The organism is Cutibacterium avidum ATCC 25577 (assembly GCF_000227295.1).
GTDB lineage: Bacteria > Actinomycetota > Actinomycetes > Propionibacteriales > Propionibacteriaceae > Cutibacterium > Cutibacterium avidum.
Map to the genome: position 1 here is coordinate 2,255,661 of NZ_JH165054.1, position 15,455 is coordinate 2,271,115.

The 15,455-nt window shown below is 63.6% G+C and carries 14 protein-coding genes, 2 tRNA genes and 1 pseudogene; 4 read left to right on the plus strand and 13 right to left on the minus strand.

Going from position 1 to position 15,455, the window contains the following annotated elements:
* The first annotated feature begins 98 nt into the window (after nt 1-98).
* From HMPREF9153_RS10085 to HMPREF9153_RS10095, 3 genes are all read left to right on the plus strand, one after another.
* Nucleotides 99-1,391, plus strand: a complete 1,293-nt coding sequence (locus tag HMPREF9153_RS10085) for an N-acetylmuramoyl-L-alanine amidase (RefSeq protein ID WP_004811730.1) — start codon at nt 99-101, stop codon at nt 1,389-1,391.
* Nucleotides 1,392-1,610: 219 nt separating this feature from the next.
* Nucleotides 1,611-1,686, plus strand: a tRNA-Ala gene (locus HMPREF9153_RS10090).
* A gap of 69 nt (nt 1,687-1,755) precedes the next feature.
* Nucleotides 1,756-1,828 (plus strand) — tRNA-Ala (locus HMPREF9153_RS10095).
* 442 nt (nt 1,829-2,270) lie between these two features.
* Here HMPREF9153_RS10095 and HMPREF9153_RS12260 read toward each other — a convergent pair.
* Nucleotides 2,271-2,440 (minus strand): annotated as a pseudogene (locus HMPREF9153_RS12260) (IS256 family transposase); the annotation flags it as partial.
* A 531-nt stretch (nt 2,441-2,971) separates the two neighbouring features.
* Here HMPREF9153_RS12260 and HMPREF9153_RS10105 point away from each other — a divergent pair.
* Entirely contained in the window at nt 2,972-5,050 is a 2,079-nt protein-coding gene (locus tag HMPREF9153_RS10105; protein ID WP_080564874.1) for an MFS transporter, read from the plus strand.
* A 299-nt stretch (nt 5,051-5,349) separates the two neighbouring features.
* On the opposite strand, the gene HMPREF9153_RS10110 is transcribed toward HMPREF9153_RS10105, so the two are convergent.
* The 12 genes from HMPREF9153_RS10110 to rplU all read right to left on the minus strand — a co-directional run bounded on the left by HMPREF9153_RS10110 (nt 5,350) and on the right by rplU (nt 15,309).
* Nucleotides 5,350-5,982, minus strand: a complete 633-nt coding sequence (locus HMPREF9153_RS10110) for a histidine phosphatase family protein (protein ID WP_004811734.1) — start codon at nt 5,980-5,982, stop codon at nt 5,350-5,352.
* Nucleotides 5,979-6,365: a ribosome silencing factor gene (rsfS, locus tag HMPREF9153_RS10115; RefSeq protein ID WP_004811735.1), complete on the minus strand. Its 387-nt coding sequence runs from the start codon at nt 6,363-6,365 to the stop codon at nt 5,979-5,981. The genes HMPREF9153_RS10110 and rsfS overlap by 4 nt, the downstream gene beginning before the upstream one ends.
* The gene (gene nadD / locus HMPREF9153_RS10120; protein ID WP_004811736.1) at nt 6,362-7,027 is read right to left on the minus strand and encodes a nicotinate-nucleotide adenylyltransferase; all 666 of its coding nucleotides are present in this window, start codon (nt 7,025-7,027) and stop codon (nt 6,362-6,364) included. Before nadD ends, rsfS begins: the two co-directional genes overlap by 4 nt.
* Nucleotides 7,027-7,149 carry a hypothetical protein gene (locus tag HMPREF9153_RS12795; RefSeq protein WP_004811737.1) on the minus strand — a complete coding sequence of 41 codons (123 nt, stop codon included), beginning with the start codon at nt 7,147-7,149 and terminating at the stop codon, nt 7,027-7,029. The genes nadD and HMPREF9153_RS12795 overlap by 1 nt, the downstream gene beginning before the upstream one ends.
* Before the next feature lie 59 nt (nt 7,150-7,208).
* Entirely contained in the window at nt 7,209-8,456 is a 1,248-nt protein-coding gene (locus HMPREF9153_RS10125; RefSeq protein ID WP_004811738.1) for a glutamate-5-semialdehyde dehydrogenase, read from the minus strand.
* Between the two features lie 52 nt (nt 8,457-8,508).
* On the minus strand, nt 8,509-9,642 hold the full coding sequence (gene proB, locus HMPREF9153_RS10130) for a glutamate 5-kinase (RefSeq protein ID WP_004811739.1): 1,134 nt from the start codon (nt 9,640-9,642) through the stop codon (nt 8,509-8,511).
* Entirely contained in the window at nt 9,635-11,152 is a 1,518-nt protein-coding gene (gene obgE, locus HMPREF9153_RS10135; protein WP_004811740.1) for a GTPase ObgE, read from the minus strand. The genes proB and obgE overlap by 8 nt, the downstream gene beginning before the upstream one ends.
* Before the next feature lie 102 nt (nt 11,153-11,254).
* Complete coding sequence (locus HMPREF9153_RS10140; protein WP_036980167.1) at nt 11,255-13,045, minus strand: MDR family MFS transporter; 1,791 nt, start codon at nt 13,043-13,045, stop codon at nt 11,255-11,257.
* Between the two features lie 77 nt (nt 13,046-13,122).
* Nucleotides 13,123-13,734, minus strand: a complete 612-nt coding sequence (locus tag HMPREF9153_RS10145; RefSeq protein WP_036902360.1) for a TetR/AcrR family transcriptional regulator — start codon at nt 13,732-13,734, stop codon at nt 13,123-13,125.
* A gap of 100 nt (nt 13,735-13,834) precedes the next feature.
* Nucleotides 13,835-14,521 (minus strand): hypothetical protein, encoded by a 687-nt coding sequence (locus HMPREF9153_RS12430; RefSeq protein ID WP_036902358.1) that lies wholly within the window; start codon nt 14,519-14,521, stop codon nt 13,835-13,837.
* Between the two features lie 198 nt (nt 14,522-14,719).
* Nucleotides 14,720-14,989, minus strand: a complete 270-nt coding sequence (rpmA, locus tag HMPREF9153_RS10155) for a 50S ribosomal protein L27 (RefSeq protein ID WP_004811744.1) — start codon at nt 14,987-14,989, stop codon at nt 14,720-14,722.
* 11 nt (nt 14,990-15,000) lie between these two features.
* Entirely contained in the window at nt 15,001-15,309 is a 309-nt protein-coding gene (gene rplU / locus HMPREF9153_RS10160; RefSeq protein ID WP_002515641.1) for a 50S ribosomal protein L21, read from the minus strand.
* Nucleotides 15,310-15,455 lie beyond the last annotated feature (146 nt).

Sequence of the window (15,455 nt, forward strand, 5' to 3'; positions counted from 1 at the left end):
TAACGCTCCTGTGCGGTGATCCTTCGTGATGTGACCCCCATATGTGGTGTGCTTGTGTGGGTTCATAAGCATCTTTACTGGGCGAGAGGACGATTCCGATGATCGACATGAGCCGCCGTTCGTTTACTACCATGGCCATCTTCGGCCCGCTTATCAGCCGAACAGCGTTACCTGAGCATAAGGTGTCCGGGCCGCCGATTGACGGGCCGGATAGCCTCCACATCGAGTGGATACCTGCTCCATATCAGCAGTACGGATCTGATCCGGTGAAGTACGGAAATCACGACCTTGCGCGCCGCCCCTCTGCGCCTTCGCTGACGAGAATCGTCATCCACGACACCGAGGAGACCTACGACAACACCATCAAACTTGTGGAGAAGCCGAATTACCTCGCATGGAACTACACGTTGAGATCATTTGACGGTCACGTTGCGCAGCACCTCGATCCCAAGGACATCGGCTGGCACTCCGGGAACTGGTACTACAACATGCACGCCCTCGGACTCGAGCACGAGGGTAAGGCTCTCGAGGGAGAATCCTGGTACACGGACGCGATGTACCGCTCGAGTGCAGCGCTAGTCCGCTATCTGTGCGATAAATATGGGATCCCGCTGACGCGTGGTCGCGTCATTGGCCATGACGAGGTTCCTGGCATTGACACCGAGCACATCAAGGGGATGCACTGGGATCCGGGCGCCTTCTGGAACTGGGCTCGATACTTTGAGCTGTTGGGCCGCCCACTCACCGAGGGCACGGTGAGCACCAGACCCAAGCGCGACGACGTCGTGAGGATTTTGCCTGATTTCGAAATGAACACGCAGGCCTACAACGGCCAGGTCGTCAGAGGAGTGAACTTTGTGACGGCGAGGCAGGCCCCGTCGTCGGATGCCCCGACGGTTGTTGATGCCGGTATCAGCCCGGAGCCGGCAACAACAGAACCTGCCGACGTCGGCGCCCGGCTGAACACGGGTGCGGAGTATGTCGTCGCAGAGGTTGGAGGGAAGGACGACGAGTGGGTCGCCGTCTGGTACCTGGGAGCTAAGGCGTGGTTCCACAATCCCGCTCAGCAGCCGGTGGCACGAGTCGTCCCGGAGGCGCGAACGATCACCGTGGTTTCGCGCACGTCAGGTTATGGCCGGGCGTACCCGGAAGCCTCTGCCTATCCGGACGGCACCTGGGTGCAGCCCGAGGCTGCGTTGCCGTACGTGTTGGAGCCTGGTCAGCGCTATGTCGTCATCGACCCTCAGCCCGCGACAGACTATTACCGGTCCAAGACGTTCAACGCTCCGCCACCCAAGGACCACGTCGATGTGACCGGAAAGGACCGGTACGTATGTGTCTTCCTGGGACACCGTCAGGGCTACCTGAAAGCCACAGACGTGCAGAGCTGACCTCGGCAGTAGGAGTCGTGCGAGAGGGGCGGCGCGGTGGTGGACGGCTTCTTGGGGCGGTGAAGGTGCGTTGCGCATGAGTGTGTGTCGATACCCATACGCAAATACTGGCCTGGCTTGGTCCGATTTGGTGAGGATGGGTGGGATCCGGTAACGTTTGCCTGGTCGCCCGGGCGGTCGGGTGAACGAAGAGGATGACCCTCCTGAGGAGTTGTTTTCGGGGCATTGGCGCAGTTGGTAGCGCGCTTCCATGGCATGGAAGAGGTCAGGGGTTCGAATCCCCTATGCTCCACCAGACAGGATGTTCCGGCGTGGTGGACGCCGCAGCGGAGGATCGTGTCGAAGGCCTGACAAGGTCGCCCGCGGGGCATTGGCGCAGTTGGTAGCGCGCTTCCATGGCATGGAAGAGGTCAGGGGTTCGAATCCCCTATGCTCCACGTAAAATGAGAATATCGAAGCTTGCCCCGCCTGATGGTGGGGCAGTTTTGTTTCTGCGGTGACCTGCGCCGAGGCATCGATGTTGGTGTGGGCGAGGACGCTGACGGTGGCCTCGGCGGATATGTGGGTGGCGTTTTCTTCGTCGTCGATGGTGATGTGGGTGAACAGTGTGCGGTTGAGGATGCGGCGTTCGGCTGGTTCGCAATTGCTGTGGAGGTCGTCGAGGTCGACCAGGAGTTCGGTGAGCTGATCCAAGCCTGTTCAGGCACTGGTCTAGAAACGAGAATGAGTACATGCCGAAGTGGCAGGTTCCCGGGAAACCGCAGACACGGCGCCACACCCCGGATGAGAAAACGGAGGCGGTCCGGATGGTCCCGCTGCGAGCAGGGCCGGGAAGGCCAAATCCCTAGTGGTGGTGTAGCTGCGTACTCCTTCTCGGGGTCAGACGGTCAGGGCTGGTAGGTCGTGGTCTGTGTGTTCGAGGTAGGTGTCGGGTACCAGAGTGATACGGGCAGCGGGCCCAGGACCTCGAGGCCGCGGTAGCGACATCCTTCGACCCATTCGTCGGTCTGCTCGGCCAGAACGGCTCCGGCCAGGCGCACGATCGAGGATGCTGACCCCACGGTGTGGTCCCACCGACCTCGAAGCGAACACTACCTCATGTTTGTCCACCTGGTCCCCGACCTTCCATAATCGACCGGCCGCACCCTGCCGCACAACCGCCACCACGACGGGAGCCGCGAACGTTTTGGTGAGCCTTTTACCACGGTTGGCCGGTGTCACGACCGCCGTGCTCACGTGGACATAGCCCTACCCCTTTTCCATGACACCGGAGCGCAGCGGGCCAGAAAGGCATCCAGATCGCCGTTCTTGACAAGAGTGATGGTGCGGGCGCCTGTCATCATCGAGGAGAAGCGGTTTTCGGCACCGCCCTCGAGCTGGTGATCACTCCGCACTTGAACGCCCACGCCTTGGCGTCATGAGAGCGGAGAAAAGAACTCGTGATCACATTGGACCATGAGGTCATGGATCTGGTGGGTGATTTGATACAGAGGTCGACCCGACGCATAGATACGCATGTGTATGCCTCCTGAGCTGCTCGCCGTGATAGTGGACGATCGGAAACTGGTAGCCTCTAACATATGTTAGGGACTACCAGTTCTGAACGGTGGGCAGGAGTGTGGGCTCTTGCTGGAGGAATGGCTCTGCTCTACGTCAACACCACCATGGTGAACGTCGCACTGCCGGACCTCGGCAGCAGCATCCATGCGGGCAACCGAGCCTTGCAGTGGATCGTGTCTTCCTACACGCTGGGCTTTCTCGCTGCGCTGCTCCCCGGCGGTCTTTTGGGCGACAGCATCGGGCACCGCCGCCTTCTGTTGATCGGCGTCTGTCTGTTCGGAGTGGGGGCCGCTGTCCCCTTGTTCAGTCCCACGGTGATCGGGCTGCTCGTGGGACGGGCCGTCATGGGACTGGGCGCGAGCGTGTTCACTCCGATGTCACTTGCCTTGATCCCATGGCTCGTCCAGGCGCCATACCGGGCACGTGCGACCGCCATCTGGAGCGCTGCCGGCTCGCTGGGCGCACCGCTCGGTCCCATCCTCGGCGGGCTGGCCATTGACAACTGGGGATGGAAGGCAATGTTCGCGATCGACTTCGTCGGTGCCCTTGCCCTCGTGATGGTGCTTGCGGCGTGCATCCCACCAGACCCGATGCGCCCTGTCAGGCGAGCGGCCCCTGCCCCGCAGATACTTCTGTCGACTGCCGGGTTCATCCTGATCACCGCCGGACTGATCAACTCACCGGGCGGCTACATGGCCACGACGTCAGGGGTCGCCGCACTCATTGTGTGCCTCGTCGTCGACTCCCGGACCCAGTCGCCCCTGGCCGACTTGTCCCTGCTCAGGAATCACCACTTCCGCACGTCCGCCATGGGCCTCATGGTGGTCAACCTCGTTCTGTTCGGCGTGTTGTTCATCGTGCCGGGATTCATCCAGAGCGTGCTGGGACACTCGGCCGTTGCCGGGGGGCTGATGCTGCTCCCCATGGCAGCGGCGACTGGACTGGGGTCCTTCGCTGCTGCCCGCGCGTCCAAGCATCCCCAAAGCGCACAACTAGCCCTCCCCAGCGGTCTGGTCCTGATCGGGATCGGGATGGGCATCGCCGCCACCAAGGTCGTCTCAGGCGCTGCGCCGATCATGGCGGGACTGACACTCTTGGGATTGGGGCAGGGGCTTTCTCAATCATTTGCTCTTGCGCACGCCATGGACCAAGTTGACGAAGAAGCACATGGAACTGCGGCGGCGCTCATCAACACCATTCATCAGATCGGGTCCATGCTCGGGATCGCGATCCTCGGCAGCCTGCTCGGAAACCGCTACACCCGGGCAGTCACCAGCCAATCAACGCACCTTCCCGAGTTCATCGTGAAGCAGATCAATACCGGTATCGGTGTGGCCAAGGCCACAGCCCCTCAGTTCCCTGGGCTCCGGGACCAGATCGATGCCACGGCTAACACTGCCTACGTCACTGCCATGGATTCGGTACTGGCCCTCTGTTCGGTCACCGTTATCGTCAGCGCACTGCTCCTGTTCACCACCGCCATGGGCCGTACTTCGCCCAGTAGAGTACGGCTCATGGCGACGTCCCGATCTCGAGCAGCGAAGAAGCTTGAGCTGCGCCGCAAAATCCGCAGTGCAGCCATCGATCTCTTCACGGCCCGCGGTTACGCAGAGACCACCGTCGAGGAAGTCGCAGCTGCTGCGGACGTGTCACCCATGACCGTCTATCGACACTTCGGCACCAAGGAATCCCTGGTTCTCTCCGTCGCCAAGACCTCTGATGTCGATGTCCTGCTTGCAGCTGTCTCCGAAGGTCATGTCCTCGACGCGGCTTCATTGACTGATGCCATGGTCGCTCACATTGCGTCCAATCCGGTAGAGCAGCTTTACCAGCGGGTCGTGCTCATCACGTCTACCCCGGAGCTCGGCGAGGCTCTCTGGACACGGACGACCACATGGACCGACGCACTCGCCCCACACATGCCCGCGACAACGAGCCTCGCCCGCCGCGCGGAGGCTCGCAGCCTCGTCGCCGTGGGGCTCGAGGGACTGCTTGCCTGGCCGGCCACCTCAACCCAACCGGATGTCCGCCTACTCAAGCAGTGTCTGACCGAGAGTTTCCAGGTGTGGCTGACCGGATCGCAGCCGCCGGAGGCATGACGCTCAAGTCGACTGCTCCAAGCCAGAGCGCATGCCGCAGGACCAAGCCCACCAGCCTCACTCTCATGCCCAGCGTTGCTCGCGCTGTACTGACTAGGGACGTTGATGAATCGTGAGAAGGGAAGCTCGGCGTCGGGCCGACCTTGACATTGCGGCGTACTCGTCCGGTTGGGGCATGTGTCCCATGTCCACGATGACCTCCCAGGCAGTGCCACAAATACAACTTGTAGCATTCGTGGAACGAGGTTTCTTGGCGGGCGTAAATCAACGCGTCCGATCAGTACACCAGCATCGCCAAGTCACAGTACGGTCGCGTTATATGTCCGCAACCTCCACCGATCGTCCATTCCGCGTCGGTCGGCCTCGCCGGATCCAATCCGATCCAGCACGGTCCACGAGCAATTCCCCAGCCCACCGAACCGAAGGAACTCCGGGTACCCACCGCCGAGCAGCCACACCACGGCAGCCCGCAGAGCAAATCCATGGGCCACCAGGCACACCGTCTGGTTCTTCTGCTCGTCCACGGCATCCCTGACGGCCGCCGTCACCCTCTCGGCAACCTCGGCGGTCGTCTCACCGTCAGAGCGCCGGAAATCCTCACCGGAGGCCATCAGGTGCGTGTAATGGGGGTCGTTGCGATGTAGAGCGGGCACGGTCTCCCCCGCCCACTGACCTACGTCGACCTCCTTGAGCCGGTCATCGAAACCGACCTCGAGACCGGCAGCACGCCCGATCGTCTCGGCCGTCACCCTGGCACGCACCAACGGCGACGACACGATCGCCACCGGATCCATCCCGGCAATAACGGGCGCGACGGCCTCGGCCTGGGCAATCCCCACCGAGGACAGCGGAATGTCCAGCTGCCCCTGGAGTCGTCCGTCGGCGTTGAACTCGGTCTCGCCGTGCCGAACCAGGACGATCCGCGTCGTCACATCTGGTCCCAGTCGAGCTGCTCCTCAGGCAGCTGCAGGTCGACGGCCGGGCAGTCCTTCCACAGCCTTTCCAGGGAATACAGTTCGCGTTCCTCCTGATGCTGCACGTGCACCACGATGTCGACGTAGTCGAGCAACACCCAACGGTTCTCCCGCTCTCCCTCGCGGCGGGCGCGATGAGCCTTGTGCTCATGCATGGTCTGGTCGATGGCGTCGACCACGGCCGACACCTGACGCTCGCTGGCCGCAGAGATGATGACGAAGATGTCAGTGATGGCGAGGTGCTCCGAGACATCAAGGGCGACGATGTCGAAGCCCTTCTTGTCGAGGGCGGCGTGTGCCGCCACACGGGCGAGCTCGATGGCCTGTTCGGTGGCGCTCAATGATCCTCCGGATTGATGTTGATGTTGTCGTGGTAGAGACCGCGCTTGTTGATGTACTGCACGATGCCGTCCGGCACGAGGTACCAGATCGGCATGTCCTCCCCGACCCGCTGACGGCAGTCGGTCGACGAAATGGCCATGGCCGGCACCTCGAGAAGAGTGACCTTCTCAGCCGGCAGATGGGAGATGTCCTTGGCTCCCAGCGGCACTCCAGGACGCGACACCCCAATGAAGTGTGCGAGGTCGAACAGTTCCTCAGCGCCACGCCACGTGAGGATGTGACTCAGCGCGTCGGCACCGGTGATGAAGAACAGGTCGACGTCGCTGCCTCGCTCTCGTCGCAGATCCTTGAGGGTGTCGACGGTGTACGTGTCCCCCGGACGATCGATGTCGACCCGTGACACCGAGAACGACGGGTTCGACGCCGTCGCGATGACCGTCATGAGGTAACGGTCCTCGGCCTGCGAAACCTTACGTCCCTTCTTCTGCCAGGGCACGCCAGTGGGCACGAAGACGACCTCGTCGAGGTCGAACCTGGCCGCAACCTCCGAGGCTGCGACGAGGTGGCCATGATGAATGGGGTCGAAGGTACCGCCCATCACCCCGAGCCGGTAGCGGCGTCCGTTGTGGACCCGCGCCAGCCCCAGCTCAACACTCGGCATCAGGAATGCGGCCGACCCTTGCCGATGCCACGAACGATGCCGAGTGCAATCAGCAGCACCAGCAGCGTCAGGATACCGACGACGAGGGCCGAGGACTCCATGAGAAGAGGAACCATGCTCATGGCGCCTCAGCCTATCCCACAATCACCCCAGAACTACCGTTGGACGGTCAAGGACAGCCTCACGGACGGGTCTGACCGTCGCCCTGCAAGACGTAGGTCGTCGTCGTCATCTCCCGCAGACCCATCGGTCCGCGGGCATGGAGCTTCTGGGTGGAAATACCGATCTCGGCACCAAATCCGAACTCCCCGCCATCGACGAACCGGCTGGAACAGTTCACCAACACCGCCGCGGCATCGACGCTGGAGGTGAAGAACTCCTGGGAGGTCATCGACTTGGTGACGATCGTCTCCGAGTGGCCCGAACCGTGCTTGGCGATGTGGTCGACGGCCTCCTCCAGGTCGTCGACGATGCGCAGCGCGAGGTCCAGGGACAGGTACTCGTCGTCGTACTCATCGGGTTCGGCCGGCACGATGCGGGGATCCAGCCGAATACTGTCCTCATCGCCATGCACCGTCACTCCGCGATCGCTCATGGCGTCCACCAGCAGCGGCACCGCGGTGTCCGCAATTCCCCGATGCACCAGCACCGTCTCGACGGCATTGCACACACTGGGACGCTGCGTCTTGGCATTGACGGCAATGCCGATTGCCATCTCCACATCGGCACTGACGTCGATGACGAGGTGGCAGTTACCGGTTCCGGTCTGGATGACGGGCACCTCGGCCCCGGAGACGACGGCGTTGATGAGCCCGGCCCCACCACGCGGAATGAGCAGGTCGACGTACCCGCGGGCAGCCATGAGCTCGTCGGTGACCTCATGGCCACCCTCGACGAGCTGCACCGCCTCACGGATCTCCTCGGGCAACCGGGAACGCATCGCCGCGATGACGGCACGGTTGGACTCCAGAGCCGAGGACGATCCTCGCAACAGGCAGGCGTTACCGGACTTGAGACAGATACCGGCGGCGTCAGAGGTGACATTGGGACGAGCCTCGTAGATGATCCCGATGACGCCGATCGGCACCCGGACCTGCTCCACCTTGACTCCCAGCGGAGTGTGCCTGCCACGCACGACCTCACCGACGGGGTCGTCGAGCCGAGCGACCCCTTCCAGACCGACGGCCATTCCCTCGACCCGTTCCGGGGTGAGGGTGAGACGGTCGACAAGGGCCTCGTCCATCCCGTTTCCGCGGCCACGATCGACATCAGCACGGTTGGCGGCCAGGATGTCGTCGACGTTCTGGCGCAACCCGGCGGCCATGGCCATCAGCAGGTCGTCCTTGTCGATGCGACGCAGCCGACGCAACACCGTGGCGGCAGATCGGGCAGCCTTGGCCTGTTCGATGACTCGCGAGCTCATGGCCACATGGTATTCGTCAGATGGGCAACACCACCATGGTGACCACAGCGACGGTGAGTCACTTCTTGGTAGTTCGACGACGGCTCAACACCATGGCGTCGCGATGGATGATCTCCCGAGACGCCGCCGGGCCCATTTCTGCGGCCAGCCAGGCGCTCGAACGTCCTCTCATCACGCGCACCTCGTCATGGGAGAACTGAGCAATGCCGCGCCCGACGAGCCGACCGTCCGGGGCCAGGATCGTCACCGGATCGCCCGCCTGAAAATCCCCGTGAACCCGAGTGACACCCACCGCCAACAACGACGAATGGCGTGTGGTGAGGGCCTCGACGGCCCCCTCGTCGATGACGATCTGACCCTGCGGGGTGGCGGCGTCGGCCAACCACAGCAGACGCCGGGACCGCCGCGTCGCCATCGGTCGGAAGTAGGTGCCCACGGCTGCCCCACCCAGGACGCCACGGGCATCCGAAGCCGATGCGAGCACCACAGGGACCCCCGCGCTGGTGGCCATTCGGGCGGCCTCCAGCTTCGTCGTCATGCCCCCGGTGCCGACCCCGGATCCGGCCTTGTGGGTGTCGATCTCCAGAGCGTCAATGTCCTCAACGACATCCAGACGACGGGCGTCCGGGGAATCCGGATGAGCAGTGTAGAGGGCGTCGACGTCAGACAGCAGCACGAGGGCCTGAGCGCGCACCAGCTCAGCCACCAGGGCAGCGAGTCGGTCGTTGTCGCCGAACTTGATCTCCCCGGTGGCAACGGTGTCGTTCTCGTTGACGATTGGCACGACTCCCAGCTCGAGCAGGGTGTCCAGGGTCGACCAGGCATTTCGATAGGAGGTGGGACGGACCAGGTCATTGACGGTCAGCAGTACCTGTCCGACCCGCAACCCGTGGCTGGCAAACCGTGACGTGTAGTGGGCCAGCAGGATTCCCTGCCCGACCGAGGCTGCCGCCTGCTTGCCGGCCACGGTCCGTGGGCGGTGGGTCATTCCCATCGCTGGAAAACCGGTGGCGATGGCTCCTGAGCTCACCAGGACGACCCGCTTGCCGTCCGCGACGACCTCGCTGAGCACGTCGACCAGCTCGTCGACACGGCGAACATCGATCCCGCCGCCGGGCAGGGTCAACGAGGATGATCCGACCTTGACTACCACAGTGGTGGCCGCGGAAATGACTTGACGTTGATCAGTCACGGCCCTCGAACCGCTCCTCCTCGGCGACACGGGCACGCCACGACTCACCCCGTGGATCGCGACCGACCTGGCCGTATTCCTCACGGGCGCGGTGATATTCGCGATCCATCTCGCGACGACGGGTGGCCGAGGGACGCTCGGTCTCCAGACGCTGGTCCTCACCGCGGCGGGACAACAGCTCGGCACCCGACTCGATCTGCGGGGCGAAGTCGAAGATGACGGCGTCCTCACCACCGACGGCGACGGCATCACCGGCAATGGCACCCATGGCCAGCAGCTCCTCCTCGACGCCCAGGCGGTTGAGACGATCCGACAGGTAGCCGACGGCCTCCGGGTTGTCGAAGTCGGTCTGGGCGACCCATCGAGCCGGCTTGTCACCGGTCACACGCCACAGGAAGCCGCCCTCACCGTCGCCCTGACGCTTGATGGAGAAGGCCGGACCCTCCTCCTTGGGCCTGGGCCGGATGACGATCCTCTCCGGCTCGGGTTCGGGCTCATCCTCGCGAGCCTTCTCGACCAGATCGGCCATGGCGAACTTGAGGGAGCTGAGCCCCTCTCCCGACTTCGTCGAGACGCGGAAGACCGCCCAGCCACGCTTGGCGACATCGTCGAAGACGATGTCGGCCAGGTCAGCGGCGTCCGGGACGTCAACTTTGTTGAGCACCACCAGACGTGGACGATCCTCCAGGCCACCATGGGCAGCAAGCTCCCCCTCGATGACGTCGAGGTCGGTGACAGGGTCGCGACCGGGCTCGTAGGTGGCGCAGTCGATGACGTGGACGATGGCCCGGCAACGCTCGATGTGGCGCAGGAAGTCGAAGCCAAGGCCCTTGCCCAGCGAGGCCCCCGGGATGAGGCCAGGCACGTCCGCAACGGTGTAGGTCGTCTCCCCCGCGACGACCACGCCCAGATTCGGCACCAGGGTGGTGAAGGGATAATCGGCGATTTTCGGCTTGGCTCGCGAGATCGCCGCGATGAGGCTGGACTTTCCGGCCGAGGGGAATCCCACCAGGCCGATGTCGGCGACGACCTTGAGCTCGAGCAGGACCTTGCGTTCCTCTCCGGCCTCACCGAGCAAGGCGAAACCGGGGGCCTTGCGCGCCGAGTTAGCCAGCGCTGCATTGCCGAGACCGCCACGACCACCGGCCGCGACGACGAGCTCGGATCCCACTCCGACGAGGTCTCCCAGTGGCTCGCCGGTGTCGGCGTCGGAGACGACCGTGCCCTCGGGAACACCCAGGACGATGTCGGAGCCGTTGGCCCCGGCCTGGTTGTCACCGCGTCCAGGCTCGCCGTTGGTCGCCTTGCGAGTGGACTGCCAGTGATAGTCGACCAAGGTCGTCACCTGGGGGTCGACGCGCAGAATGACCGATCCGCCATGACCGCCGTTGCCACCATCGGGGCCGCCCAACGGCTTGAACTTCTCACGCTTGATGGAGGCGCAGCCGTGTCCTCCCTTGCCCGCCACGGCGGTCAGCGTCGCGCGGTCGACGAAGGACGGGATGGCCATGTTCTGCTCCTCGAAGATGGGGTCGGGCCGTCTGGCCCAGGGTGGATCCCAAGTCTAGACGCCGGGACGCGCCACCCCATCCAGGTGGCGCGTCCCGAACTGTCAGGCCTGTGCTGGTCGTTCCGGTCCAGCAGCTCGACGTGGCGGACCTGCTTCAACCTTCACCGAATCCGCGGCATGCCGTGGCGTACCGGAGAGCTCGTCCCTCTTCGGGCCGTCCGAAGCCTCGGCGCAGGCGTCCTGGGACGGAATCTCCACGGCGTCACCGGAGGCTGCCGAAGTCTCCTGAGAAGTTCTCTCCTTGGACTCGGACGCAGCGCGCATCTGGATACCAGTGTGGTGGGACAGCGGCACGTCCTTGAGGAGGAAGGCCAGCAGACCTGCTACAGCAACCATCGGGGCCATCCACAGGAACAGCGGGGTCAGGGAGTTGACGTAGGCCTGGACGATACCGTCCCGAATCGCGTCAGGCATCTGATTGACGGCACCCGGGGTCAACGAGGCTGCGGCGTGGCTGTACGAGCTCATCGAGCCCAGCGCCTTGAGAACGGTCGGATCCTTGCTGGTGGCCAGGGAGGTGAACAGGTCCGTGACACGATTGGTCAGGCGGGTGGTGAAGGCCACGCCGATGAGAGAAGAGCCCAGGCACACACCGATCTGACGGAAGAAATTGTTGTGGCTGGTGGCCGTTCCCAGCAGGGTTGGGCGGACGTCGTTCTGGACCGCCATGACGAGCAGCTGGAAGAACATGCCCATGCCCAGACCGAGGACGAAGGTGTCGCCCATGATCCGCCAGACCGGGGAGTCCTGGTTCAGGGTCGACATCAGCGCCATGCCACCGGCAGCGACGATCGGACCAATGATGATGAAGATGCGGTACCGCCCGATCTTGGAGGTCAGCAGACCGGTGATCGTCGCGGACAGCAGAATACCGATGGTCATGGGGATGAGCAGTAGACCAGACACCGTGGCCGAGTAACCGTAGGTCATCTGCATGTAGGTCGGCAGATAGGCCAGCACACCGAACATGGCGCCCATGGCGAGCATTCCGATGATCGTCGAGACGACGAAGGTGCGGTTGTGAAACAGCTCCAGCGGCAGCACCGGATCGGCGACCCGACGCTCGACGACGGGCAGCACGGCCCACGCCACGACCGCGACGACGCCCAGGCCGATGATCTGCCAGGACAACCAGTGGTACTGGGAACCGCCCCAGGTGGCCAGCAGCACGACGGCCACAGCGCCGACATCCATGAGGGTCAGCCCGAGCCAGTCAATCTTTGTCGTCAGCTCATGCTTGGGCAGCTTGAGGGCAATGAGGCAGGCCACCCAGGCCACGACACCCAGCGGCAGGTTGATCCAAAACACCCAGCGCCAGGAGATCGAGTCGGTGAGCCAGCCGCCCAGCAGCGGGCCGAGCACCGAGGACACACCGAACATCGCGCCCATCGGCGCCATGTAGGCGGCACGAACCCGCGGTGGGATGAGGTCGCCGGTGATGGCCTGGGACAAGATCATGAGGCCACCGCCACCCAGCCCCTGGATGAAACGGAAGAAGATGAAGGTGGTCATGGTGCCAGCGGTGCCGCACAGGGCAGAGCCCAGCAGGAACAGACCAATGGCGATGAGGTAGAGGGTCTTACGACCGATGAGGTCGGAGAGACGGCCATACAGCGGCATACCGACGGTGATGGCCAGGGTGTACGCGGTGATGACCCACGCCATGTGCTCGACGCCGGACAGGTCACCGACGATGGTCGGCAAAGCGGTGGCAACGATCGTCTGGTCCAGGGAGGACAGGAACATCACCATCATGAGGCAGAGGTAGACGACCCAGAACCGGCGGTCCGGTTTGAACTTGGCAGCCTCAGGAGCGGCAGCAGTTGCAGACATGTCACAGCTTTCTGATGATGTCGGATGGGAAGTGTGGGGCGCGTTGTCGCGCAGGTTGTGACGAGTCAGCTCGTCGCTCACTGCGTCGAGACCGGCACCCGATCGCCGGCCAATTCCGCGGACAGCCTGACCCAGACGTCGACGACCCGGTCAAAGGTGCCGACCACCTCGGCAGAACTGGCCCCAGGACGGACCATGGCCGCTTGGAAGACTGAGCGCTCCATCGCCTGGATGGTGCCCACGAGGGCAAGGACTTCCAGAGAGTCCTCGGAGCGGCCGATTCGGCGAGCAGCTGCCGTCATGAGGGCAGCACGTTGACAGTCAACGGTCTCCTTGAGGGCCATCCGAAGCTCGGTGCTCTCCCCGCTGATCCTCATGAGTTCTCGCAGATCGTCGAGGTTGACGTCGAAGTTTCGCCACCGGGCATCGAGCAGGGTGCGAATGGCATCGGCCAGTGACGTCGAGGTGTCCGTCGCGAAGGTCTCGAGGGCCTCCTCCGAGTGGGCGACCACCGGGGGCAGATAGACGTCGTACTTGGACGGGAAGTGGTTGAACACGGTCCGTCGCGACACCCCAGCACGCTCAGCGATGTCGTCGACTGTGACCTCGTCCACCGGCTTCTCGACCGCCAATTCCATTGCGGCACGGCGAATGACGCCCTGAGTGCGGATTGCTGTTGGTGAAGTCACACCCATAATTATGCACTGAGTGCAGTGTTTGCATCAAGTGCAGAACCTGCACTCAGTACACAAAGGGTCACGCCCTCGGTGAACGACGGCGTGAGAAGGCTCACCGGAAGGCGTGCCAGGCAGCTTTGAGATAGGGCCAGGCACGTTGAGCTGACTCCCGCCACTGCTCGAGCGAGCCGGTGGCTCGGTGTACCCAGGATCCGGCTTCCTGACCGGCCGATGGTGCCAACCACAGCACCCCGACGACAACGGTGAGCACACTCACGACGAGGGCCACTGTGACCATGCGGGTCCACATCCCTCGACGTTGACGAGCTCCCGAGACATTGTCGTGGGTCCGGGAGAACCATCTGGTGAAGAAGGCACCGCCCAAAGCGATGACGAGGCTGGTGACGGCGGCACCGATCATCGTCCCGCCGATTCCCAGGCCTCCCACGACTCCGGTCGCAACGGCCGAGGCGCAGGCACCAGCAGCCACCTCATAGGGCCGAGGCCACCGGTGACGGGGCTCGACCTTCGGCGCGGGAGCCGCTTGGGCAGCCCGAGGGTTGTGAGACTCAGCCGCGGCGGGCCGAGAGGAACGAATCGGTGCCAGCGGCGCGGTAATCCTGGGCATCGGCCCCGTCGACACCAAGGTCGGCGCGTCCGACCCCGGCTCGATCCGGTACAGCCACCTCTCGTCCTCGCTGAATATCCGATTACCCACGGTTCTCTGATCTCCCATCGTCACAGGGTCGATAACGACCAAGTCTTGAGAGTAGGTCGCCATATCGTCACTTCCAGCGATCGCGACACAGTGACGACCACGGTCGCTGGGAGGATCCGACGACAGTCGCAATCCCCGGCATAATTCTCAGGTTCCGCCAAGTCACAGGCACACAAATGCTCAGGTACCGAGTTCCCGATTCCGCTCAGATCGATCCCCCAGACGCAGATCGGCCCCCACCTCAAAGGCGGGGGCCGATCAACATCTGTGTGTGGGGACTCAGGCCTCGACCGGGACCTCCACGGGGTTCACGTTGACGATCTTGCGGCCACGACGAGTGCCGAACTCGACATTGCCGTCACGCAGGGCGAAGAGGGTGTCGTCGCCACCGCGGCCAACCCCGTCACCGGGGTGGAAGTGAGTGCCGCGCTGACGCACGATGATCTCGCCAGCGTTGACGAGCTGACCGCCGAAACGCTTCACGCCGAGACGCTGAGCGTTGGAGTCACGACCGTTGCGCGAAGAGGACGCGCCCTTCTTGTGTGCCATGTCTGTCTACCTCAGCCTTCGATTCCGGTGACCTTGACCTGGGTGTACTTCTGACGGTGCCCCTGGCGCTTCTTGTAGCCGGTCTTGTTCTTGTACTTGAGGATGCGGATCTTCGGACCCTTGGTCTCGCCGAGAACCTCAGCGGTGACCTTGACCTTTCCGAGCGCGTCCTTGTCGGAGGTGACGGACTCGCCATCAACCACGAGGAGCGGGGTCAGCTCGATGCTGCTGCCCGCCTCGTCGGCGACCTTGTCGATCTCGACGACGTCACCCACTGCCACCTTGTGCTGGCGGCCACCACTACGCACGATCGCGTACACGCCTGACCTACTCTCGTTCTTGTCGTACATTTCCGGGGGCCGGAACCAACGGCCCCGGACAAACCTGACCGACGACTCGCGCCGGACCGGCTACCCATTTTACATTTCCTGTGGTGGGCGGTCAAAACAGCCGTCCACCGCCCTTA